Source organism: Chryseobacterium daecheongense (assembly GCA_027920525.1).
In the GTDB taxonomy this organism is placed as follows: domain Bacteria; phylum Bacteroidota; class Bacteroidia; order Flavobacteriales; family Weeksellaceae; genus Chryseobacterium; species Chryseobacterium proteolyticum.
In genome coordinates, this window is sequence record CP115858.1 from 961,119 (window position 1) to 981,135 (window position 20,017).

Sequence of the window (20,017 nt, forward strand, 5' to 3'; positions counted from 1 at the left end):
TTATATAATGCCATAAACCGATTTGTTTCACCATAAGCACTTCCTTACACCAGACAAAGGTAATAAAATATTTACGGCTGAAATTCCTTACACCCATTCACTACTGATGTGATATTTATCAATTATTATAACTGTTTTTTATTTAATAGTTTTGCACAAAGAAAAATCACACCAAAATATTAGACACCATGAAACGATGCATCCTGTCAATACTATGTTTTTTATCAAGCTATATTCTTTCGGCACAAAATGCCGACAATTCCCTTCAGGGATATTACAAAGCAAGCAGTGACGATACACTTTACAGCAGTTTTAACTTCGATGGAAACGGGAAAGTTTCGATAGGTGATATGGATTATGGAGATTATTTTACAAGAAATGACAGTTTAATTATTTATCCTGATAAAAGCATTTTCATCTTTAAAATTAAAAAAGGAAAACTGCTCGGGATTTCCAATTGGGTTGAAAAAGGTGTCTGGGTTCAGAAAAAAGACAGCTCCGAAGTCAATAACAGAAAGAGTCCTCTGGAGGCTCAAAACAAAGCCCTGCTTTTAGCAGAATACTATGATAAGACAAAAAGTCCTTCAGGTTCAGATCTGGATTTTGAAGCCCTGTTTTCAGGAAAAACCGATGAAGTGAATGAAGAACTTTGTAATAAAGGATTAGCAAAGGCCTGCATGAATCTTTTTGGACTCAAAATGATGAAGTATACTCCCGGACTTTTGACCAAACCGGAGAAAATCGCCTCAAAAAAAATACAACCTCATCCTGAATTAATTGCCCTGTCAAAGAAAATAATAAGCATGGGAGAGCCTGAAGGGTATACGGTTCTGGGAAGCTATTATTATACATTAGGATTAAAAGAAAAAGCTTTTAAAACCTGGGATGAAGGAGAAAAGAACGGAAGCTTAAAATCCGGAACCACCAAAGCCCTTATTGAATTTCAGGAAGAACTGGAAAAAGAGGCCGCAAAAGAATAATCAGTTAAAAGTCTGCCGGAATTCAAGTGGAGAAAGCGAAGTCCTGTTCTTAAACAAACGGTGAAAAGACTGCGAATGCTCAAAACCAAGATGATAGGCAATTTCCGAAACCGACATTGAAGTCGTAGACAGCAATTCTTTAGCTTTTGCAATCAGCCGGTTCTGGATATGCTGCTGTGTTGTTTGTCCCGTATGGACACGCAACATATCGCTGAGATAATTAGGACTGATGTGCAATTCGTTCGCTATAAATTGTACGGACGGAATTCCATTGATGATGAGGCTGTTATTTTTAAACTGCTCATCAAGCAGTGTTTCCAATTGCGTTAAGAGATCATTATTTACTTTCTTTCTGGTTAAAAACTGACGGTTATAAAAACGGTCACAGTATTTCAAAAGCAGGTCAATATTGGAGATCAGTAAATCCTGGGTGAAGACATCCATATTATTTTCCGTTTCCCTCCGTATATTGGCGATAATTTCCGTAACGGAATTCTCTTCTTTTTCGGAAAGGTGTAAAGCCTCATTGGCAGAATAGGAAAAATAGCCGTAATCCTTTATGGAAGAAGCAATAGGATAGCCCTGCAAAAAATCCGGGTGAATCACCAATACACTTCCTTTAACGTCAGAAAGCAGAATATCTTCAAACTGCACCACCTGATGGGGAGCAATAAAGTACATGATTCCATCTTCAAAATCATAATATTGCTGACCGTATTTGAATCTTCCCGCACAATCACTTTTAATCGCAATAACGTAAAATTCCGTTGTAATAGCACTCAGAATGGTATCCGGAGACACAGACACTTCATTAAAATCAAAAACACTGATCAATGGATTCGTAGGTTTTTTAAGCTTCAGATAATGATGCATTGCTGTAATAGAAGATACTTTTTCAGGAGTTTTCATCGTTTGTTGTTTTATAAGTTACCGTGTATTTTACTGCTCTTTTTTTATCTGTTCTATGCCCTTTCGATATGGGGTTACCTCAAAATCCGGGAATCTGCTTCTGAATTTTGAATCATCAAAAAGGTTATCATATTCATATCTGGGAAGAAGTTCCTGCAGTTCTTTTGCTTTCTCATTAAACAGGGCTCCAATCCTGAAAGCAAATTTAGGAATTGTAAAATATCTGAATTCCTGTCCATAAATTTCCGAAGCCAAAGCAATGAATTCTTTATAAGTCAGCCGATGATCATCAACAGGTAAGTGCCAGGTTTGACCATAGGCATCGGGTGTATTACCAATCAAAGCGGTAGCTCTGCTCGCATCGGGTGTCCAGATTAAGCTTCTTAACTTATCATCTCTTAAAGGAACCTTTAGTTTTTTTCCCTCTTTAATAGCATCGAAAATAAAAGCGTTGGTAATGCTCTGTGTTTTTCCGGGGCCATAGAATTCCGGAGCTCTGCAGATGACAATATCCATAGTTCCTGCTGCCATTTCTTTTAAAAGCATTTCTGCCATTTTCTTCCTTACCCTTCCTTTTCTACCCACAGGAGCAAACGGTGTTTTTTCCGTAAGAACGTTACCATTTTGAGGATACATGTAGGTATTATCAAAAAATACCAGCTTGGTTCCGTTTACTTTACAAGCCTCAATTATATTTTTTGTAATAAGGAGAAACTGTTTTTCCCAAAGATCTGAGTCCATCGGAAGCCCTAGTGTGAAATAAGCAATTTCACTTCCTTTCACCGCCTCAACCGCATTTTCTTTAACAGAGAGGTCCGCTGAAAAGACGGTATCCGTGTCATTTACTTTTTTTGCATTTCTGCTTACAATTCTGATATCGGAAGTGAAATTCCGTTTCAGCTCCCTTGCCAGTTCTTCGCCAATCTGGCCATTAGCACCTAATATTGTTTGCATAATTATGGGTATTTATTTCTGACTTATATTCCTATGCAAAATTCGGGCATAATCTGAATGAAATTGTATCCCGATCACCTGAATTTGTAACCTAATCTCTGTTCTTGCCCTACACATATTTCAATCACAGGTGTTGATCATTCTAAAGTAATGACAAATCCCAATTCCATTCCTAACCTTATTTATTCTAAGAAAAAATACCGGAAATTCCTGTACTAATCCGCATTCTTGAACGTTGTGAAGGAGGTGTATTTATGCTAAACTTGTATATTTGCCCAACAATCAAATTCATTCGAGACAAAGAGAATATTAATGATGCCAAATGATGCTTCCCATAAGCTTATCCCAATGACCGATTTTGTCATTGAGTATTATTCAAACGAAGGATACGCCGATCTTCAGACATTAAATCTGATGAAAAATTATGCTAACTTTCTGAGGCATCCCTTAACGCTTGCCCTGTTTGTTCCTGTAGATCCAAATGGGAATGTCTTGAAGGAACCTAAAAACTATTCTTCCTGGAAATCGCTTAAGCACAATGAAGTTCTTTCCGATGATACTCCTGCTGTAAGCGGATTTGAAGAATACAATGTCTATAAGAAAGCCGAACAAAACTGCTTTTTTGAAGGCTTTAAAGTGGCCTACAATGGGTATTCGGTCGTACGCATTACAGCATCCTATGATGAATCGATAGAATTATCTTTCAATAAAAATGATTCAAAATTTCAAACGTTTACGGATATTGAATCCCTCACTGTTTTTGATGAAATCTACTTGAGCCCTACGGCATTAAAAATGATTGGAATCAAAAAGAAATAATAGGGCAGAGATCACTGTTGGCAAATATCAGGAAACGGTTACTCCAAAAAGATGTCCTATCAGTGCCGTTATCCCCATGGCAGCAGTTCCCCAGAAACAAATCCTTATCACAGCAATTCCGATTTTTGAACCTCCTGTTTTTGCAGAAACAGCTCCCAAAATCATCAGAAAAATAATGGAAAAGCCATATTGAAAATAAACCATCTGATCAATAGGAGCTAAAAGAGATACAAGAAAGGGAAGCATGGCGCCCACAGCAAATGATGCCAACGAAGCAATGGCAGCCTGCAATGGCCTGGCCTGGCTGATCTCATTAATTCCTAATTCATCCCGGGCATGGGCTTCCAGGGCATTGTGCTCACTTAATTCAACGGCAACTTGCATTGCTGTTTTCTTACTCACCCCTCTTTCTTCGTATATTTTGGCAAGTTCTTTAAGTTCCATTTCAGGCATTTCTTCCAACTCCCTTTTCTCACGCAGAAGATCAGCTTTCTCGGTATCCTCCTGTGAACTCACCGATACGTATTCACCTGCAGCCATGGACAAGGCACCGGCGATCATCCCGGCTAATGCAGCCAGAATGATCGTGTTACGCTGTGATTCTGCAGCGGCAACTCCTATAACAATGCTTGTTGTAGATAATAAACCGTCATTGGCTCCCAAAACGGCTGCCCGCAGCCAACCAACCCTGTTTACATAATGTTTTTCCTGTTGATGATGCATACACGAATGAATAAATGGTTATTCTCATCTTAAATATAAGGAAATAATACCGTATTCTACTTTTGTAAAAGTAAAAAGACAATGCTAAACGCCATTTTAACAATTTATCATTTCGAAAAAAATATTTATAATCTCTAATCAACAGTACATGCACCTCGTGGGGTCAAACATTTGTTTAGAAATTTATTGTTTTACAGGAGCGAGCTGTAACAATAATACAACATTAAAATAACGCAACGCTACAACCAGGATCTATAAATAAATATTTATTCCGGAAAAAAAGCCCCCTAATATCCGTTAAAATGCATTCAGAAAGGGTGTTTTCACAAAAACGATATCCTTACTAAACACCCGATATATTAATCGAATATTAAATTATAAGAATATTTAATTATTTTTTTCAAAAAAAATTTGTCATATTATAATTTTTCATATCTTAGTGATGTATTAATCATAAAAAATTATATCATGAAAAATTTAAAAAAATTAGACAGAGAGCAATTGAAAACTATTTCAGGAGATGGATTCCTTGATCCAATCTTAGGATTAGTAGGTGGTGTATTAGGAGGTGTTGGAACTATCGTTGGCGGTACTATCGGTGCTGTTGGTGGTGCAGTTGGAGGAACTGTTGTTCAAGTGATCAAAAATCTTGAAAACGGACTTTGCCAGGTGCAGTGCGGAATCAACAACGTAGTACACATTACTGTTGTTAGCTGTGGAGCAAACACTTGCAACTAATAAAAAATTAAAGACTAATAACCGCTCCGAAAAGGGCGGTTTTTTTATGCTCAGAAATAAGCAATACAAATCTTGGTCACATTAATCAGCGGGTATAGAACCGGAGATTTACGGACAAACTTTTATTTTAAAAATGGATAGGTAAAAAACAGAATATGAATGATATTCAATAAAAAATGACTCAATATATTCACCAGTATATTGTTTGATCTCTGGTAAATTAAACCATACATAATCCCGGCTATTGCAGCATACAGAACATACAATATTCCACCCGCCCAATGCAACGCTCCAAAGCTTAATCCGGCAATAACAACAGCAATTATCTGACTGTTTTTAATATTCAGCAAAGACAAATGCCTTTGAAAGAAACCTCTGAACAAAACCTCTTCGGCCATGACAACAAACAATACATTATTCAAAGCCCATACAAAGAAATACTGATGAAATTTAATATCAATTCTTACAAAACTAAATAATAGTGTGAGTCCCATCAGCAAAAGAATGGTCATCAAAATCAGGGACCAGCTTTTCTTCAGAGCGGACCTGAAATCCTTCGCAGGGGGTACTACAAATAACAACAGGGTAAGTCCTGCCAACGTTTTATCTATATTAAAGTACATTGTGAAAGGAACACCATCTTTTGAAACCTGTATTTTGTCGAAAATGAGCACATTATTAAACCCCGGCAACAGATGCTGAAAAATAATAATCGAAACAGCCAGAATTACCAGTGCCAAAGTATGATATAAAAACCTGCTGTATTTCAGGTTCTTTTCCAGAACAGTATACAGATAGACCAAAGCTGCAAACAACGTTATAATTAAAAATCCTGTAACAGATATAAGCTGAGTGAAGAGGCTCATCATCAAAACAGAAAATAATACTCCTGTTTTGATGAATTCTTTTCTTTCCATATGGTTGATGATACTTTAATTAAACTGATAACTGCTTGGTTTCTGAAATGTAAAAATAATAATAAAAAAGCCAATTAAGAATTTTCTGTTGGAACTGAATAAAAAAGCTCCTGCAAAATGCAGGAGCAATACCTATTGAGAGCTTTTTTTTGATTTATTTATTTTTTAACCAGTTTCAAACTTCCGGTTTTACCGGTACTGGATCTCCATTGAACAATATAAGTACCGCTCAAATGATTTTGAATATCAATAGGAAGCTTTTGTAAACCGGCTTCTAAATCCTTAGAATAAGCATTTATTGTTTTACCATTAATATCTGCTATGTTTATTGAAACTGTTTCCTTATCTGCAGCCGTATAATACAATTCGCTAAGTCCCATGCTTGGATTTGGAGCTATTAGTGGTGTATTTTGAGGGTTTGCTGTTTTTGAAACCGGTATACCACCTCCCGGAATGCATAGATTACATTCAAAACGGGTAATTCTCATGAGATATTTATTGGTAGCAATACAGGTAATCGCAACACCGTATCCGAATTGACCGGTATAGTAGGTCACAGGAGGAATTATAGTCTCATCTCCAACATGGGTTCCAAGCTCATAATATCCGCTTTGTAAGGATGGAGTACTAAAAGTTACATTAACATAGGTGACAGGGGCCGGGCTCCCGGGAAGAAGGTAGATCACAGGAAAATTATAATCCTTTGAGGAAACAACATCTGGAAGAAAAGTATTTGTTCTTATATTAGAACCAATTTTTATATCCAGGGTAACGTTTGTATGGGCGTGCCCTGGTACGGTTTCACCTATAAAATTGTCATCCCTGGTAAAAGTAATGTTATAGGTATCTCTTACAGGAGCAATTATCTGCGCAATTATCTGACTTTGAAAGAAAGACATAAAGGATAAAAATAGAATTAGTTTTTTCATGCAATTAAATTTAGGTTAGTAAATATTTTTAATAAAATTGAGATTAAAATAGGGTACAGCCAACAAACAATTAGCAACTGAGCAAGCTGGTCTAGTATCTGTCTTGTTTTCCCTAGTAATCGTCTATAACATACTATTAAAAGAAACTCCGATAATGCTCATATTAAAAATGATATGACCCATCATCATATCATTCTTCAGTCCGAGCTTTTCAACAAAGTATTTTGAGCTTTCCTGCAAAGTTAAACTCTGATTTCCCCCATAACTTTGTCCACGCAAATAATGATACAAGCATGGAAAAGAAAGACCCAACTGTTTTAGGACCAAGATTAATATTAAATGATTATAAGGGAGCTGATGTAGAAGGAGAGGCCTTTGTAACCGACCATATCTTCAGCTATATCCTGCGGGGAAAACATGAGGTATGGCTTGGCAATAAAAAATATTCGTTTCAACAGGGAGATTTCAGATTCTTCAGAAGGAATCAGCTGGCTAAATACGTTAAAAATACCGGTACTGAGGGCTTTAAATCAATTGCTATCCATATTGACCAAACCACTTTAAAGGAAATGAGTCATCAATATGGGTGGATAGCTGATGAAATGAATTTGTCCGGAGAAGTGCTTTTGATCAGTCCCGACAATCTTCTCAAAGGATTTACAGAATCTCTGATTCCCTATCTGCAGGAGCCTGAAATTGATCATCATATTCTAATGTTAAAAACCCGGGAGCTGATCATATTACTGATCAAAAACAATCCACAGTTTAAGAATATCCTTTTTGATTTCAGAGAGCCGGGTAAAATTAATCTCGAGGCATTTATGAATAGTCATTACAGATATAATATCAGTATTGAACGTTTTGCTTTTCTTACAGGGAGAAGTCTGGCCGGATTCAAAAGAGATTTCGAGAAGCTTTTTCTGACGAGCCCCCGCAGGTGGCTCGTCAGAAAAAGACTGGAGGATGCTCAATATCAGATAGAGGAAAAAGGAAAAAGGCCTTCTGATATATACCTGGATCTGGGATTCGAAGATCTTTCTCATTTTTCATATGCTTATAAAAAAGCGTTTGGGTACGCTCCCAATAAAAAATAATATCAATAAAAACCAATACAATAATAATGGATATACAATTAAAAGGAAAAAGAGCATTAATTACAGGTTCAAGCTCCGGCCTCGGCGAAGCTATTGCAAAAATGCTAGCAAGTGAAGGTGCTATGGTAATTATCCATGGCCGTGATAAAAGCCGTGCCGAGAACGTTGCAAAAGCGATAATCGATAAAGGAGGGTCTGCAGAAATTGCGATAGGGGATCTTTCAACTGATGAAGGAGCAGATCAGGTAGCCGCCGAAGCACTCCAGTCTGGAAAGATAGATATCCTGATTAATAATGCAGGTGCAACTTCCCATAAGTCCTGGGGTGAAGCGACAGCCGATGACTGGCTGGATATTTACAATACAAATGTAGTTTCATATGTACGGATGATTCAACGTATTGTGCCACAGATGAAAAATCTGGGTTGGGGAAGGGTAGTCCATATCGGAGGAGGCCTTGGCATACAACCGATTAAAGAGCAGCCTCATTACAATGCAACCCTGGCCGCCCGTCATAATATGTCTGTTTCGCTTGCCAGAACACTAAAAGATACCGGCATCACATCAAATGTGGTGTCGCCGGGTGCCATTATCAATCCAATGGTGGAAGACTGGCTCAAAAATGCAGCCCCAAAATTTAATTGGGGAACAGATATGGAGGAGATCAAGTACAAAGCTGTCCAGGAGCTTATCCCGAATGACACAGGAAGATTTGGTGAACCCGAAGAGATTGCCGGAGCCGTAGTATACCTTTGCAGTCGTTTTGCCGACTACATCAGTGGTTCTGTTCTTCGGGTAGACGGCGGTACAATACGTTGCCTGTAAATAATAAAATCCGGCAGACCCGAGTGATCTGCCGGATCAGTAGAATTCATTTGATGCATAATACATCGGTTCTTTTAGACATTTACAGAAAATTATTGAAATAAAAAGGAGACCTTCTGGTCTCCTTTTCTTTATATTTAAAAGCTAACTACCAGTAATTTGCATTTCAAAAAGTCAAATAAACCCCGGATAGCCCTTAGATCAAAAATGTTTTTTACGTAAAACATTTTTATAGAAAAAATGAATATTTTTAAATAAATTAGAGCTTTCCACGATACAAGATTTAACCCTTCAATCATGAGCCTGAATTTTAAAAAAAATACGCTGAAAAAAATACTAATTCCGCTTTTAATAATAGCTTTTTTATTTTTAGTTGGTGCCCTTTATCAAAAGAAGGTGCGGTATAATTTAGTCACCATTTCAGAAAACAAGGTGTACAATTCAGGAGTTATTCCTCCTGACAAATTACCGGAGGTATTAAAGAGTCACAATATAAAAACGGTTATTGACCTACGGGATGGCCTGCAGCAAACGGAACTCAACCCGGAAACAAAGAAACAGGTAAATGCGGAAGAAAATGCCGTAGATAAGCTTTCAGGTATTCACTATTTCAATTTGCCCACCGATCAGATTCCCCAGGACAGCACGGTAAAAAAGTTTTTATCTATTATGGATAACCCTAAAAATTATCCTGTTTTGATCCATTGTCATCATGGTGTTGGGCGTTCCCGTTTATTCAGCTCACTATACAGAATTGAATATGAAAATTTCACCAACGAAGAGGCGAGAGCAAATGCCCGTTTCCTTTGGGAGTTCGGTAGTAATTTCTCTAAAAATTCGGACAAAGGAACTTATCTGTTGAATTACAAGAAAAGAACATCAGGCAAAAAACTGGATTCTTTATAAGAGATAAAATAATATATCCAACAAACTGAATAAAAATTAAATATAATGAAGTACTACCATGTAGATGTTTTCTCAAAAAAGAAATTTTCTGGAAACGGATTGACCATTTTTGAGATTAATGAGGAATTTGATAAAAAGAGCATGCATATTCTAACGCAGGAAATGAAGCAATTTGAAAGTATCTTTTATTATAAAATCAATCCGAACACTTTCAGAGCATACATATTTACAGTTGAAGAAGAGCTGGATTTTGCAGGACACCCCATAATCGGCTTGTCTGCAATGCTTCACGATCTTTATTCCCCGGAAAAGGAGAGAAACAGCTGGACTATTGAGCTTAATGAAAAGCCGGTTGTTGTGGAAACAACAAAAAAACCCAACTATTATTCAGCAAGAATGAATCAGGGAATTCCGGAATTTAAAACGGTATTAAGAAAAGAACAAGAAAATGAATTTTTAAGCTATTTAAATCTGAGCATGGAGGACAAATTCGGAGAATTTCCATTTCAGGTGGTTTCTACAGGTTTACCTTACTTAATAGTTCCTGTAAAAGCCAGTGCATTAGGCAAATCAAAAATTATAATTCCTGATTTAGAAGTTAAGCTTAATGAAATTGGTGCCAAATTCATATTTGTTCTGGATGTTATCGGGAAGCAGGGGAGAACCTGGGATAATCAGGGTTGGGTAGAAGATGTTGCCACAGGAAGCTCAGCTGGTCCTGTAGGTGCCTACTTAGTTGGGAATAAAATTGCAGAAATAAATAGCGAAATCATTATTGAGCAAGGGCATTTTTTGGGAAGACCAAGCCAGATTAAAGTTATAGTCACCGGTGAAAATGAACAAATGGATCATATTTTTGTAGAAGGGGATGTCTGTAAAATAGCACAAGGAGAAGTATTCATCTAACTAAGAGCAAATGTGCTCCTGATATATATTTAAATAAAATTGAAAATCAGGCTTACATAAAGTCTTTAGTAAGAATTAAAACAAATCGGCTCTGCCAACTTACAGATAAATTTGACAAGGCATTTGACAACACTTCGTTATAGGGAATTATATGAAAGACATAATATATAAATTAAACAAAGAAATAGAAATTGAAAAAATAATAGCCCTATTATTTGATTCTGATTATTTGCCACTTGAAGATATGAATGATAAAATTCGTTTACAAAAAATGTTCACTAATGCAAATCTGATAGTTTCTGCTTGGGATAACACAAAACTTGTTGGAATTGCTCGTTCTTTGTGCGACTTTAGTTATTGTTGCTATCTTTCAGATCTTTGCGTTGACTTACAATATCGAAATCTGAATATTGGAAAAAAATTAATTGAACTCACAAAAGAAAGTGCAGGCAATGAATGCAAACTAATTTTGCATTCAAATGCAAATGCATTTAAATTTTATGAAAAAATTGGAATGAAAAATATTTCTGAAGCATTTATAATTCAAAGAAATTATTAAGTATGCTTATTATAAAGAGATACATGAAATTATACTAGCATATTCAATTTAACATAATATAAATTATAGGACTTTTTAAATTCATTCCGAATAGGGGTAATTATCCTTCATACGCTGATCTTTCTGTCACCTTTTCAAATATCCGATTCTCAGCCATTACAAATCTTGTCATATGGCAATGCAGATTCTTTATAAACCCTATACCTTTATCCTAACCAAAAAATAAAATCATTATGAAACCTAAAATGATCTGGTCAAATCTGGCCGTAGCCAATCTTGAACGTACACACAAATTTTATACAGACTTAGGATTTAAACCTAATGGTCCGCACACCTCTGATCAGCTGGTAAGCTTTTTCTTTGGTGACAATGATTTTGTGATCCATTTTTTCCTGAAAAATATCCTGGAGTCCAATCTTAAGCCGTTAGAATTCTGCGACACCCAGAAAGTCCATGAGATTGTTTTTACGCTATCTGCAGAAAGCAAAGATCAGGCAGATGACTGGGCTAAAGAAGTTGAAAAAGCCGGTGGCACCATTGTTTCGGCGCCTCAAAGTTTCGGAGATAATTACTATGGATTTGTTTTTTCGGATCCTGACGGCCATACCTTTAATGTATTCCATATGTAGTATTCCTGGATTTAATTCTTATATTTGCTGCAATACAATCCAATATGAACCATTCAAGCTGTTTGCCTCCTCCAAGATTTTAATATTTCTAAAGTGTAACTGAAGTATTAACGCTGATAAAATTTTATTGGCCGTTTTGTAATGCTTCAGATTCAATTACTTATTAATTAAAATCTTTGTCTTTACAGACAGGTAAATTGTCTCATGAAAAAATCATATGTATTATTACATCTGGCCGTTATACTGGCTGGATTTACAGGAATATTCGGAAAACTCATCTCGCTTAACGAAGGTCTTCTGGTCTGGTACCGGCTGTTATTCTCCACTCTCATTTTATTTGTGATTCTCAAATCGCTGAGAATCCCTTATACGATTTCAACCCGGGGAAAATTCCATATAGCCAAAGTTGGAATACTGATTACCTTGCACTGGTTATTTTTTTACGCAAGTATCAAATACGCTAATATCTCCATAGGTGTAGTGTGTTATTGTCTGACCAGTTTTTTTACTGCCGTATTCAAACCTCTTATCGATAAGGAACGGTTTAAGATTTCCGAGCTGTTGTTAAGTTTATTAACGGTTTTTGGGATCAGTCTGATTTTTCATTTTGATACATCGTATCAATTAGGAATTGGTTTGGGTGTTATTTCATCCGCTATTGGCGCTTTGTATACCATTTTCAACAAGCGCCTGGTTCAACATTATGACACCAAAGTCATTAATTACTACCAGATGCTTAGTGGAACTGTTTGCCTGGGAGCTGTCCTACCGGTTTATCTTTATTTTTTCCCAGTAGAAAGTGTGATTCCCGGAATGAAAGATATCGGTAATCTGATGATCCTGGCTCTTTTTTGTACAGTGGGTCTCTCTTAATCTTATGTTTCTTTTGCAGTGGCCCTTGCGGGATATGTATTGCTTCTTCCATTATCAATTTGTTCAGTTTATTTGTCGAAAGCTGTAAGCATTTTTTTATAACAGATGAAAATTTAAGATTAAAATCAAAAGGATATTTAATTTCAAAGGCTATGATATCATGGTCACCATTCAGAATATCTTCTGCTGAAACCTTTTCATACTCCAGCTCATACCGGACACTCTCAAAATCCAGTTCAACATTATTTTTCCGTGCTGTTTCCCTGGAAAACGCGTAATCCCAGGCTGTCTTTGTACAATTCTCCGAAAACTTATTAAAAAGATTTTTATCTATGTTTTCTGGTTTTATACGGGAAAAAATCGTCATATTATAAGAGCTCCCACATTTTAAACAGTTGTAAATTAACCATATATCAATATTCTTTTTTTGAGCGTTCATCCTGAACTTCTCACTGCAATAAAATCTATCGCTGCTGCAATGACTGCATTTTCTTTTTAAAAAGGGAGTATTCATTATTTTTACCTCCCAAATATATTGTATCATTTAAAGTATGCTTATTATTCTTCATTAATTTTGGGATATCATTTAATAATATTATAGTCTTGATCCATAAGATGATCAGGACACTGTAGAAATAATTCATGCAATTGCCTTTGTAAGCAACCCAATAAATAATATGATTAAATGAAAAACCTGTTCGGGTATAGAATTACCCAAATAAAGAAATAATCAGCCTGTGGTTTGTGAGGCCGATTTTAAGCTACTATAAGTTTAAGAATAGTTCTCAATGATCGTTGATTTGTGATATAAATATAATCAATCTCTTGTAAACAGCGATTATTTGATCGTTTTTTATTCGTTACAATTGCTTTTTGAGAATAATATGATTTTTCCTAACCTTTACAACTACCCTGTCTCCGGGCTCAAAGCCGCAATCCAATGCTTTACAAAAGATTTATATAAAACAATTTCAATTTTTTTTGTAAAATATTTGCGTAGCTAAATAACTTCATATATATTTGTAGTCAAATAACTACACGATGAATTTAAGAAGAGATGTATTCCAGGCAATAGCAGATCCTACCCGAAGATCTATTTTGATGTTGGTGGCGGCCCAATCGATGACCGCAGGAGCCATTGCTTCTAATTTTGATACTGCCCGCCCTACTGTTTCGAAGCATTTACAGATCCTTACGGAATGTGAACTTTTAACCCAGGAACAAAGCGGCCGCGAAATGATATACCACCTCAATCCCAATAAAATGAAAGAAATAGCCGATTTTATAGAACCCTTCCGCAAAATGTGGGATGAGAAATTCAATAAGCTGGAAAGTGTGATGAAAGCATATCAAAACATAAGTAGTAAGTAATGGGCAATGAATAATTACACCTAACAACTCTTACTCTCCCACTCTCAACACCAAAACCCTCAAACCAAAAACATGGAACTAAAAACAAAAATTCACGCCGAAGACGGCAAGCAGGAAATCTTCATCACCAGGGAATTTGATCTTCCTGTCCATCTTCTCTTTAAAGCTTACACAGAACCCGAATTGGTAGAACAATGGATGGGGACTAAAGTGGTAAAAATGGAAAATAAGCAACATGGCGGCTACCGTTTCGAAACCTCAAACCCGCAGGGCGACGTAGTCTTCAGTGCCAACGGAACGATCCATGAGATCATTCCCGATCAGAAAATAATCCGGACCTTTCAAATGGAAAATACACCCTTCCCCACTCAGATCGAGTTTTTAGAGTTTGAAAAATTAACTGACACCACCAGCAAAATTACCATCCAAACCATCTATAAATCAGTAGACTTCAGGGACCAGCACCTGAAATTACCATTTGCCCAGGGAATCAATATGGCCCATAATCGACTTCAGGAAGTGGTTAAGGGAATTGAGAAATTAGAGATTAGAAGTTAGAGGTTAGAGGTTAGAGCAATAATAATCATTTCATTTTTTAACCCCGAAATTCGGATCCTGCAAACCTCACCCTCACACACTCAAACCCTCCCACCCTAAAACCTCCCACTCTCAAACCCTAAAACTCTCCCACTCCAAACCCTATAACACAAAACACCATGAATCCAAAAGCAGACTTTTTCTTTAACGAACCCGGCCAATGGCAAAAAGAATTTAAAAAATTAAGAACCATTGCTTTAAGTACCGAACTTGTAGAAGATTTAAAATGGGGATGTCCCTGTTATACCTATGAAGGGAAAAATATTTTTTTGATCCACGGGTTCAAAGACTATTGCGCCCTACTCTTTTTTAAAGGTGCTTTAATGAAGGATCCTGATAAACTCCTGATCCAACAGACAGAAAATGTACAGGCCGCAAGACAAATCCGCTTTACAGATCTGGAACAGATTAATGACCTTGAAAAAACTCTCCGGGAATACATGTTTGAGGCCGTTGAAATTGAAGAATCGGGAATTAAAGTTGAAATGAAAAAGACCAAAGAATTCGAAATGGTGGAAGAATTTCAACAGAAGCTGGATAAAGATCCTGTTTTAAAACAAGCCTTTGAAGCCTTAACACCGGGAAGACAAAGGGCCTACCTACTCCATTTTTCCTCTGCTAAACAAAGTAAAACCCGTGAATCAAGAATTGAAAAATGCATTCCTCAAATTCTTGACGGTAAAGGAATTAACGACTAATCACAAAAAAATTATACTATGGAAACACAATCAAACAAATCCGAAAAAAGAAATAAGATCATCTATTGGATATTTACCCTTTGGCTGGCATTGGGAATGGTATCAACCGCCGCGGTTCAGCTTTTAAAAAATAAAGATGAAGTGGAAAACTTTACCAGCCTTGGATATCCGGCTTACCTCATGACCATTATCGGAGTATGGAAAATCCTGGGTGTCATCGCCGTACTTATTCCTAAGTATCCTTTATTAAAAGAATGGGCTTATGCAGGATTTTTCTTCGTGATGTCAGGAGCTATTATTTCCCATCTTGCTTCAGATCACAATTCAAGTAAAATTTTTGCTTCACTATTGCTTTTGGTACTTACTCTGATTTCATATTACTTCAGACCTGCTGACCGAAAAGTTGGATTTGGTAATAATAATGTATTGTAAGTTTTTTAATCTGATTGAAAATATCTGCATGATCAGTTAGACAAAAATTTTAAAAAATATACCTAAAACACATATAATCAGGAACTTCATAAATACGTGTTATACGAAATCACATCCCATTAAAGAATAACAAAAAAACATCAAATTAATATGAATAAGAAAAAATTAACTTCACAACAGAGTCAGGAGCTTTTAAAAATTCTGAAGACGCGTTTTGAAAAAAATACCGGCCGCCACAAAGACCTTGACTGGAGTAAGATCCAAACCAGACTTGAAGAACAACCTGAAAAATTATGGTCACTTTCTGAAATGGAAGATACTGAAGGAGAGCCCGATGTCATCGGTTACGATAAAAAATCCGATGAATACATTTTTGTCGACTGCTCTCCGGAAAGTCCAAAACGAAGAAGCTTATGTTACGACTACCAGGCCTGGGAATCCCGTAAAGCCAATAAGCCGGAAAGTAACGCCATCGACAAAGCGTCAGAAATGGGAATTGAATTACTAACTGAAGAACAATACCGCCAACTTCAGGAATTAGGAAAGTTTGATTTGAAAACATCCAGCTGGGTAAAGACACCCCCTGAAATTCGTGAATTAGGAGGTGCCATCTTCTGCGACCGCCGGTACAATATGGTTTTCATGTATCACAACGGTGCAGATTCATACTACGCTGCAAGAGGATTTCGTGGGAGTTTGAGAGTTTGAGAGTACTTGTGTTTGAGAGTTTGAGAGTTAGAGGGTGTGAGAGTCTGAGAGCTGCAATAAGCTTCAAGATGTAAAGTTAAGTTAAGAGTTGAAAGTTGAGAGTTGATAGTTATTATAAAATAAATACTCTCAACCTTAACGGTATCTAGAACTATCTACCAAATCAAACAACCTGATACCAAACCCATTATTCTACAACCCTAATACCCTCAAACTCTCAGACTCTCAAACCCTCAAACACAAATACAACTCCCCCTCAGTCTTCAACTTTCAATTCCCTTATCCACGGTGTTTCCACGCTCCAAAAGATAATATCCACACCCAGATAGTTCCCGGCATATTCTACAAACTCTTCTTTTGTGAAAGGTTTCTTTGTTTTTGGATTTTTATACGTGAGTGTTGGCTCCTGGACTGCCATTGCAACTAAAGAAAGTTGTCCTTTATACTGATTAAAGAAGGGATAGGAATTTTTCATCTGGGCATTTTTGTTGGGAACAATATCAGGACCGCCTAAACCCACATTATTTTCTTTGGCAAACTTAAATAGCCTGGACATATATTGATGATCATTTTCCCATTCACAAGGAAAGAAATTGACATACTGCAAAACGTTGGACTTTTTGAATACCTCTTTTGCAAACTTTAGATTATCGATCTCTGCCTGAAAATACCGGTCACAGCTGAAACCGGTTTTATCTTTTTTCATCTCAATGTCTATAGATGTTTCCGGTAAATTAATGCCCTGAATTCTTCCGTCAAATTTTTCAGCTAAAGCTCCCATGAGCTTTTGAAATCTTTTTTGAACTTCGGGATTCCATTGTTGGGTGACCCAACCATTTCCAACAGGCTTATTTTCACCAGGGTTATCATATTGCGGAACCAATCCTCCTTTATATTCCTTATCTTTTAATATATAATCCGGAACGTATCGGGCTTCGGGTTCAAAAAAGCGGTCCTGAAGCTGGATAAACAACTTTCTATCCAGTTGGCTTAGGAAATTGAGATCATTTTCAATCCGGGAAAAATCATAAACATCTTTTTCTTTTTCCAAAGATTTCCAATTATAAACAATTTGAACTCCTCCGATCTCTTTGCTTCTTATCTTTTTTTCCAGATCATGAAGATCACCTGAAGAAGTATAAATATAATTTTGAGGTTTTTGAGATTTGAAAGAACTTGCTCCAAAGAAAATGAAAGCAAGACAAAATATTTTAAAACTTTTTATCATATCCGATTTTTATTATCCTTTATAAGCACTTTTTATGCCTAAATGAGTTTTTGATATACGGGAAAATATCAGGGAAAGTTTTTTTTAAGCGATTCTCGGCAATTAGGAAAAATTTGATATACACAAGTATTTCGGGGTTTTTTTTAAAATAAATTTTATTTCCATTAAATATATCTTTGATTTAAATAGTTTGGTTAATTTAGCAAAATCGAAATTTGATTTAATATAATTCTAAGGATATGAAAAAATTAATTATGTTGGGTTCATTATCATTCTTTTTAATGAATTGCAATAAAAAACCGGAACCTGTAACTCCAAAAGTGGAAACCGATTCTGTTGCAGTTGAAGAGCCGGTGGTTGATACATTAGGAACAAAGTCATTTTGCTATTTAGGAGTAATTGGTAAAGACAGTGTTTTTGCATCTATTGATGATAATCTGGGAACCATCTCAGGTAAATTAGCTTATAAAAACAGCGAAAAGGACAGTTCTAAAGGAGATATAACGGGCTTTAAATCAGGAGATACATTAAAACTCACTTATGAATTCCAATCAGAAGGTACTAAAAGTAAACGCGATATTTTCTTTATTCAGAAAGACAATACATTAATTGAAGGAATTGGAGACCATAAAGAAGAAGGCGGACAAAGTAAGTATGCCGACGAAAAGAAAGTTGCTTACAAAGATGGACCGAAAATGAATGTTGCTGATTGTGCGCTTGTATCCAAAGCATTAAAATAAGACATAGCTTCTTGCATCACATTAGCGACTTTCCACGAATACAAACCAAAATCATGTTCTATGCAGACACTTCAATTCAGGCCTTTTTCACAGTCCGAATTTATTGAAGATTTAAGGAGAATATTTCCTCAATATAAAATTCAGACAAGTTTTGGAACATTACAGGTTCGTACAAGTGGTTTTACTCTTACCGGAAATGTAAAAATAACGACCAATCCGGGAATAGGTACCGTTACTACACAAACCAACAGTGATATCCCTCTATTTTATTTTATCTTCTCTTTTCCGATCGCTATTTATATCAGAATGAAAAAAGATAAAATAAAACATCTTGAAGATGAAGTGGTTGCGGGTATAAAGCAAATACTTAGGCAAGATCCCCACGGTTAATCAGCCGTGATACAAACTAAAAAAACAGCCATATGGCTGTTTTTTTAGTTATGACTCTCTGTTAATAATTTCAATAAAATCATTGATGCCTTCGTCAGGAGTATTCCAAGAAGTAATCAACCGGATTGCAGAATACTGGTCATCGATCTTTTTCCAGATGTAAAACTCAAATTTTTGGGATAAAATATCGATAAGCTCATTACTCAAAATGGGAAATATCTGATTGGTATAAGTCACGGATAAAAAGGCAGTTCCTTTTTCCTGTAGGGCATTTTTTATTTTCATCGCCTGCCGGTTCGCATGTCTGGCCAGATCAAAGTACAGATCATCTTTCATCAGTTCCAGAAATTGGATTCCAAGTAACCTTCCTTTTGCCAGCAAAGCCCCTTTCTGTTTGATATTGAACCCAAAATCTTCCTGAAGAACAGGATTATTGATCACAATTGCCTCCCCTATCAGAGCTCCGTTTTTAGTTCCTCCCAAATAAAAAACATCAGTCAGCCGGGCTACGTTTTCAAGACTCAGGTCACTTACTTCTGCCGTTAAACCATGTCCAAGCCTTGCTCCATCCATAAAAAGATACAAGCTTCTTTCTTTGCAAAATGCGGAAAGATCCTCCAGTTCTCGGGTAGTGTAAATAGTTCCTAATTCTGTTGAGTTGGAAATATAAACCAATTTAGGCATCACCTGATGCGGAACATTGGTATGGCTTTCCAAAACCGTTATGATATCTTCCGGTGTTAATTTCCCGTCTGCTTTTTCAATGCCTAGAATCTTATGGCCTGTAGCTTCAATAGCTCCGGTCTCATTATTTAAAACATGACCTGTAGAAGCAGAAATTACAGCCTGATAGGGTTTTAAAATAGATGAAATAACGATCAGGTTAGCTTGTGTTCCGCCTGAAACGAAATAAATTTCTGAATCTTTTTTTCCTATTTTTTCTCTGATCAGTTGTTTAGCTTCTAAAGAAAAACGGTCTTCCCCATAACCGGCTTCCTGCTCGAGATTAGAACGTAAAAGTGCTTGTAGAATATTGGGATGACATCCCTCTGAATAATCGTTTTTGAATGAAAATTTCATAGATCAAAATTAA

At 36.3% G+C, this 20,017-nt stretch carries 24 protein-coding genes; 17 read left to right on the forward strand and 7 right to left on the reverse strand.

Annotated elements, in window-relative coordinates; translation table 11 throughout:
• The first annotated feature begins 188 nt into the window (after positions 1–188).
• Positions 189–980 (forward strand): hypothetical protein, encoded by a 792-nt coding sequence (locus PFY10_04075; protein WBV57623.1) that lies wholly within the window; start codon positions 189–191, stop codon positions 978–980.
• On the opposite strand, the gene PFY10_04080 is transcribed toward PFY10_04075, so the two are convergent.
• The gene (locus tag PFY10_04080; protein ID WBV57624.1) at positions 981–1,889 is read right to left on the reverse strand and encodes a helix-turn-helix transcriptional regulator; all 909 of its coding nucleotides are present in this window, start codon (positions 1,887–1,889) and stop codon (positions 981–983) included.
• A gap of 30 nt (positions 1,890–1,919) precedes the next feature.
• On the reverse strand, positions 1,920–2,843 hold the full coding sequence (locus PFY10_04085; GenBank protein WBV57625.1) for an NAD-dependent epimerase/dehydratase family protein: 924 nt from the start codon (positions 2,841–2,843) through the stop codon (positions 1,920–1,922).
• A 312-nt stretch (positions 2,844–3,155) separates the two neighbouring features.
• Between PFY10_04085 and PFY10_04090 the strand changes: the two genes are divergently transcribed.
• Complete coding sequence (locus tag PFY10_04090; protein WBV57626.1) at positions 3,156–3,662, forward strand: hypothetical protein; 507 nt, start codon at positions 3,156–3,158, stop codon at positions 3,660–3,662.
• A 27-nt stretch (positions 3,663–3,689) separates the two neighbouring features.
• Here PFY10_04090 and PFY10_04095 read toward each other — a convergent pair whose 3' ends face one another.
• Complete coding sequence (locus tag PFY10_04095; GenBank protein ID WBV57627.1) at positions 3,690–4,385, reverse strand: VIT family protein; 696 nt, start codon at positions 4,383–4,385, stop codon at positions 3,690–3,692.
• A 468-nt stretch (positions 4,386–4,853) separates the two neighbouring features.
• Here PFY10_04095 and PFY10_04100 point away from each other — a divergent pair, with 468 nt between their 5' ends.
• Positions 4,854–5,123 carry a hypothetical protein gene (locus tag PFY10_04100; GenBank protein ID WBV57628.1) on the forward strand — a complete coding sequence of 90 codons (270 nt, stop codon included), beginning with the start codon at positions 4,854–4,856 and terminating at the stop codon, positions 5,121–5,123.
• A 122-nt stretch (positions 5,124–5,245) separates the two neighbouring features.
• On the opposite strand, the gene PFY10_04105 is transcribed toward PFY10_04100, so the two are convergent.
• Together PFY10_04105 and PFY10_04110 are read right to left on the reverse strand one after the other, a co-directional pair.
• Entirely contained in the window at positions 5,246–6,040 is a 795-nt protein-coding gene (locus PFY10_04105) for a CPBP family intramembrane metalloprotease (protein WBV57629.1), read from the reverse strand.
• A 158-nt stretch (positions 6,041–6,198) separates the two neighbouring features.
• Positions 6,199–6,969 (reverse strand): T9SS type A sorting domain-containing protein, encoded by a 771-nt coding sequence (locus tag PFY10_04110; GenBank protein ID WBV57630.1) that lies wholly within the window; start codon positions 6,967–6,969, stop codon positions 6,199–6,201.
• Positions 6,970–7,262: 293 nt separating this feature from the next.
• On the opposite strand from PFY10_04110, the gene PFY10_04115 reads away from it, so the two are divergent.
• The 12 genes from PFY10_04115 (at position 7,263) to PFY10_04170 (ending at position 16,566) form a co-directional block, all read left to right on the forward strand.
• Positions 7,263–8,063 carry an AraC family transcriptional regulator gene (locus tag PFY10_04115; protein ID WBV57631.1) on the forward strand — a complete coding sequence of 267 codons (801 nt, stop codon included), beginning with the start codon at positions 7,263–7,265 and terminating at the stop codon, positions 8,061–8,063.
• 26 nt (positions 8,064–8,089) lie between these two features.
• Positions 8,090–8,887 (forward strand): SDR family oxidoreductase, encoded by a 798-nt coding sequence (locus PFY10_04120; GenBank protein WBV57632.1) that lies wholly within the window; start codon positions 8,090–8,092, stop codon positions 8,885–8,887.
• Positions 8,888–9,184: 297 nt separating this feature from the next.
• A complete protein-coding gene (locus PFY10_04125) occupies positions 9,185–9,793 on the forward strand; it encodes a dual specificity protein phosphatase family protein (GenBank protein WBV57633.1) in 609 nt (202 codons plus the stop codon).
• 45 nt (positions 9,794–9,838) lie between these two features.
• Positions 9,839–10,699 (forward strand): PhzF family phenazine biosynthesis protein, encoded by an 861-nt coding sequence (locus PFY10_04130; protein ID WBV57634.1) that lies wholly within the window; start codon positions 9,839–9,841, stop codon positions 10,697–10,699.
• Positions 10,700–10,850: 151 nt separating this feature from the next.
• Positions 10,851–11,258 (forward strand): GNAT family N-acetyltransferase, encoded by a 408-nt coding sequence (locus PFY10_04135; protein WBV57635.1) that lies wholly within the window; start codon positions 10,851–10,853, stop codon positions 11,256–11,258.
• Positions 11,259–11,491: 233 nt separating this feature from the next.
• Positions 11,492–11,887 (forward strand): VOC family protein, encoded by a 396-nt coding sequence (locus PFY10_04140; GenBank protein WBV57636.1) that lies wholly within the window; start codon positions 11,492–11,494, stop codon positions 11,885–11,887.
• Between the two features lie 204 nt (positions 11,888–12,091).
• A complete protein-coding gene (locus PFY10_04145; protein ID WBV57637.1) occupies positions 12,092–12,760 on the forward strand; it encodes a DMT family transporter in 669 nt (222 codons plus the stop codon).
• 1,041 nt (positions 12,761–13,801) lie between these two features.
• On the forward strand, positions 13,802–14,131 hold the full coding sequence (locus PFY10_04150) for a metalloregulator ArsR/SmtB family transcription factor (GenBank protein ID WBV57638.1): 330 nt from the start codon (positions 13,802–13,804) through the stop codon (positions 14,129–14,131).
• Between the two features lie 72 nt (positions 14,132–14,203).
• On the forward strand, positions 14,204–14,689 hold the full coding sequence (locus tag PFY10_04155; protein WBV57639.1) for an SRPBCC domain-containing protein: 486 nt from the start codon (positions 14,204–14,206) through the stop codon (positions 14,687–14,689).
• 158 nt (positions 14,690–14,847) lie between these two features.
• Positions 14,848–15,426 (forward strand): YdeI/OmpD-associated family protein, encoded by a 579-nt coding sequence (locus PFY10_04160; GenBank protein ID WBV57640.1) that lies wholly within the window; start codon positions 14,848–14,850, stop codon positions 15,424–15,426.
• Positions 15,427–15,444: 18 nt separating this feature from the next.
• Entirely contained in the window at positions 15,445–15,858 is a 414-nt protein-coding gene (locus tag PFY10_04165; GenBank protein ID WBV57641.1) for a DoxX family protein, read from the forward strand.
• A 150-nt stretch (positions 15,859–16,008) separates the two neighbouring features.
• Positions 16,009–16,566: a DUF4256 domain-containing protein gene (locus tag PFY10_04170; protein ID WBV57642.1), complete on the forward strand. Its 558-nt coding sequence runs from the start codon at positions 16,009–16,011 to the stop codon at positions 16,564–16,566.
• A 256-nt stretch (positions 16,567–16,822) separates the two neighbouring features.
• On the opposite strand, the gene PFY10_04175 is transcribed toward PFY10_04170, so the two are convergent.
• The gene (locus tag PFY10_04175) at positions 16,823–17,794 is read right to left on the reverse strand and encodes a hypothetical protein (GenBank protein WBV57643.1); all 972 of its coding nucleotides are present in this window, start codon (positions 17,792–17,794) and stop codon (positions 16,823–16,825) included.
• Between the two features lie 239 nt (positions 17,795–18,033).
• Between PFY10_04175 and PFY10_04180 the strand changes: the two genes are divergently transcribed.
• Positions 18,034–18,534, forward strand: a complete 501-nt coding sequence (locus PFY10_04180; protein WBV57644.1) for a hypothetical protein — start codon at positions 18,034–18,036, stop codon at positions 18,532–18,534.
• A 60-nt stretch (positions 18,535–18,594) separates the two neighbouring features.
• On the forward strand, positions 18,595–18,924 hold the full coding sequence (locus PFY10_04185; protein WBV57645.1) for a hypothetical protein: 330 nt from the start codon (positions 18,595–18,597) through the stop codon (positions 18,922–18,924).
• 48 nt (positions 18,925–18,972) lie between these two features.
• Here the strand turns inward: PFY10_04185 and PFY10_04190 are convergent, their stop codons facing one another.
• Positions 18,973–20,004 (reverse strand): aminotransferase class V-fold PLP-dependent enzyme, encoded by a 1,032-nt coding sequence (locus PFY10_04190; protein ID WBV57646.1) that lies wholly within the window; start codon positions 20,002–20,004, stop codon positions 18,973–18,975.
• Between the last annotated feature and the right edge of the window lie 13 nt (positions 20,005–20,017).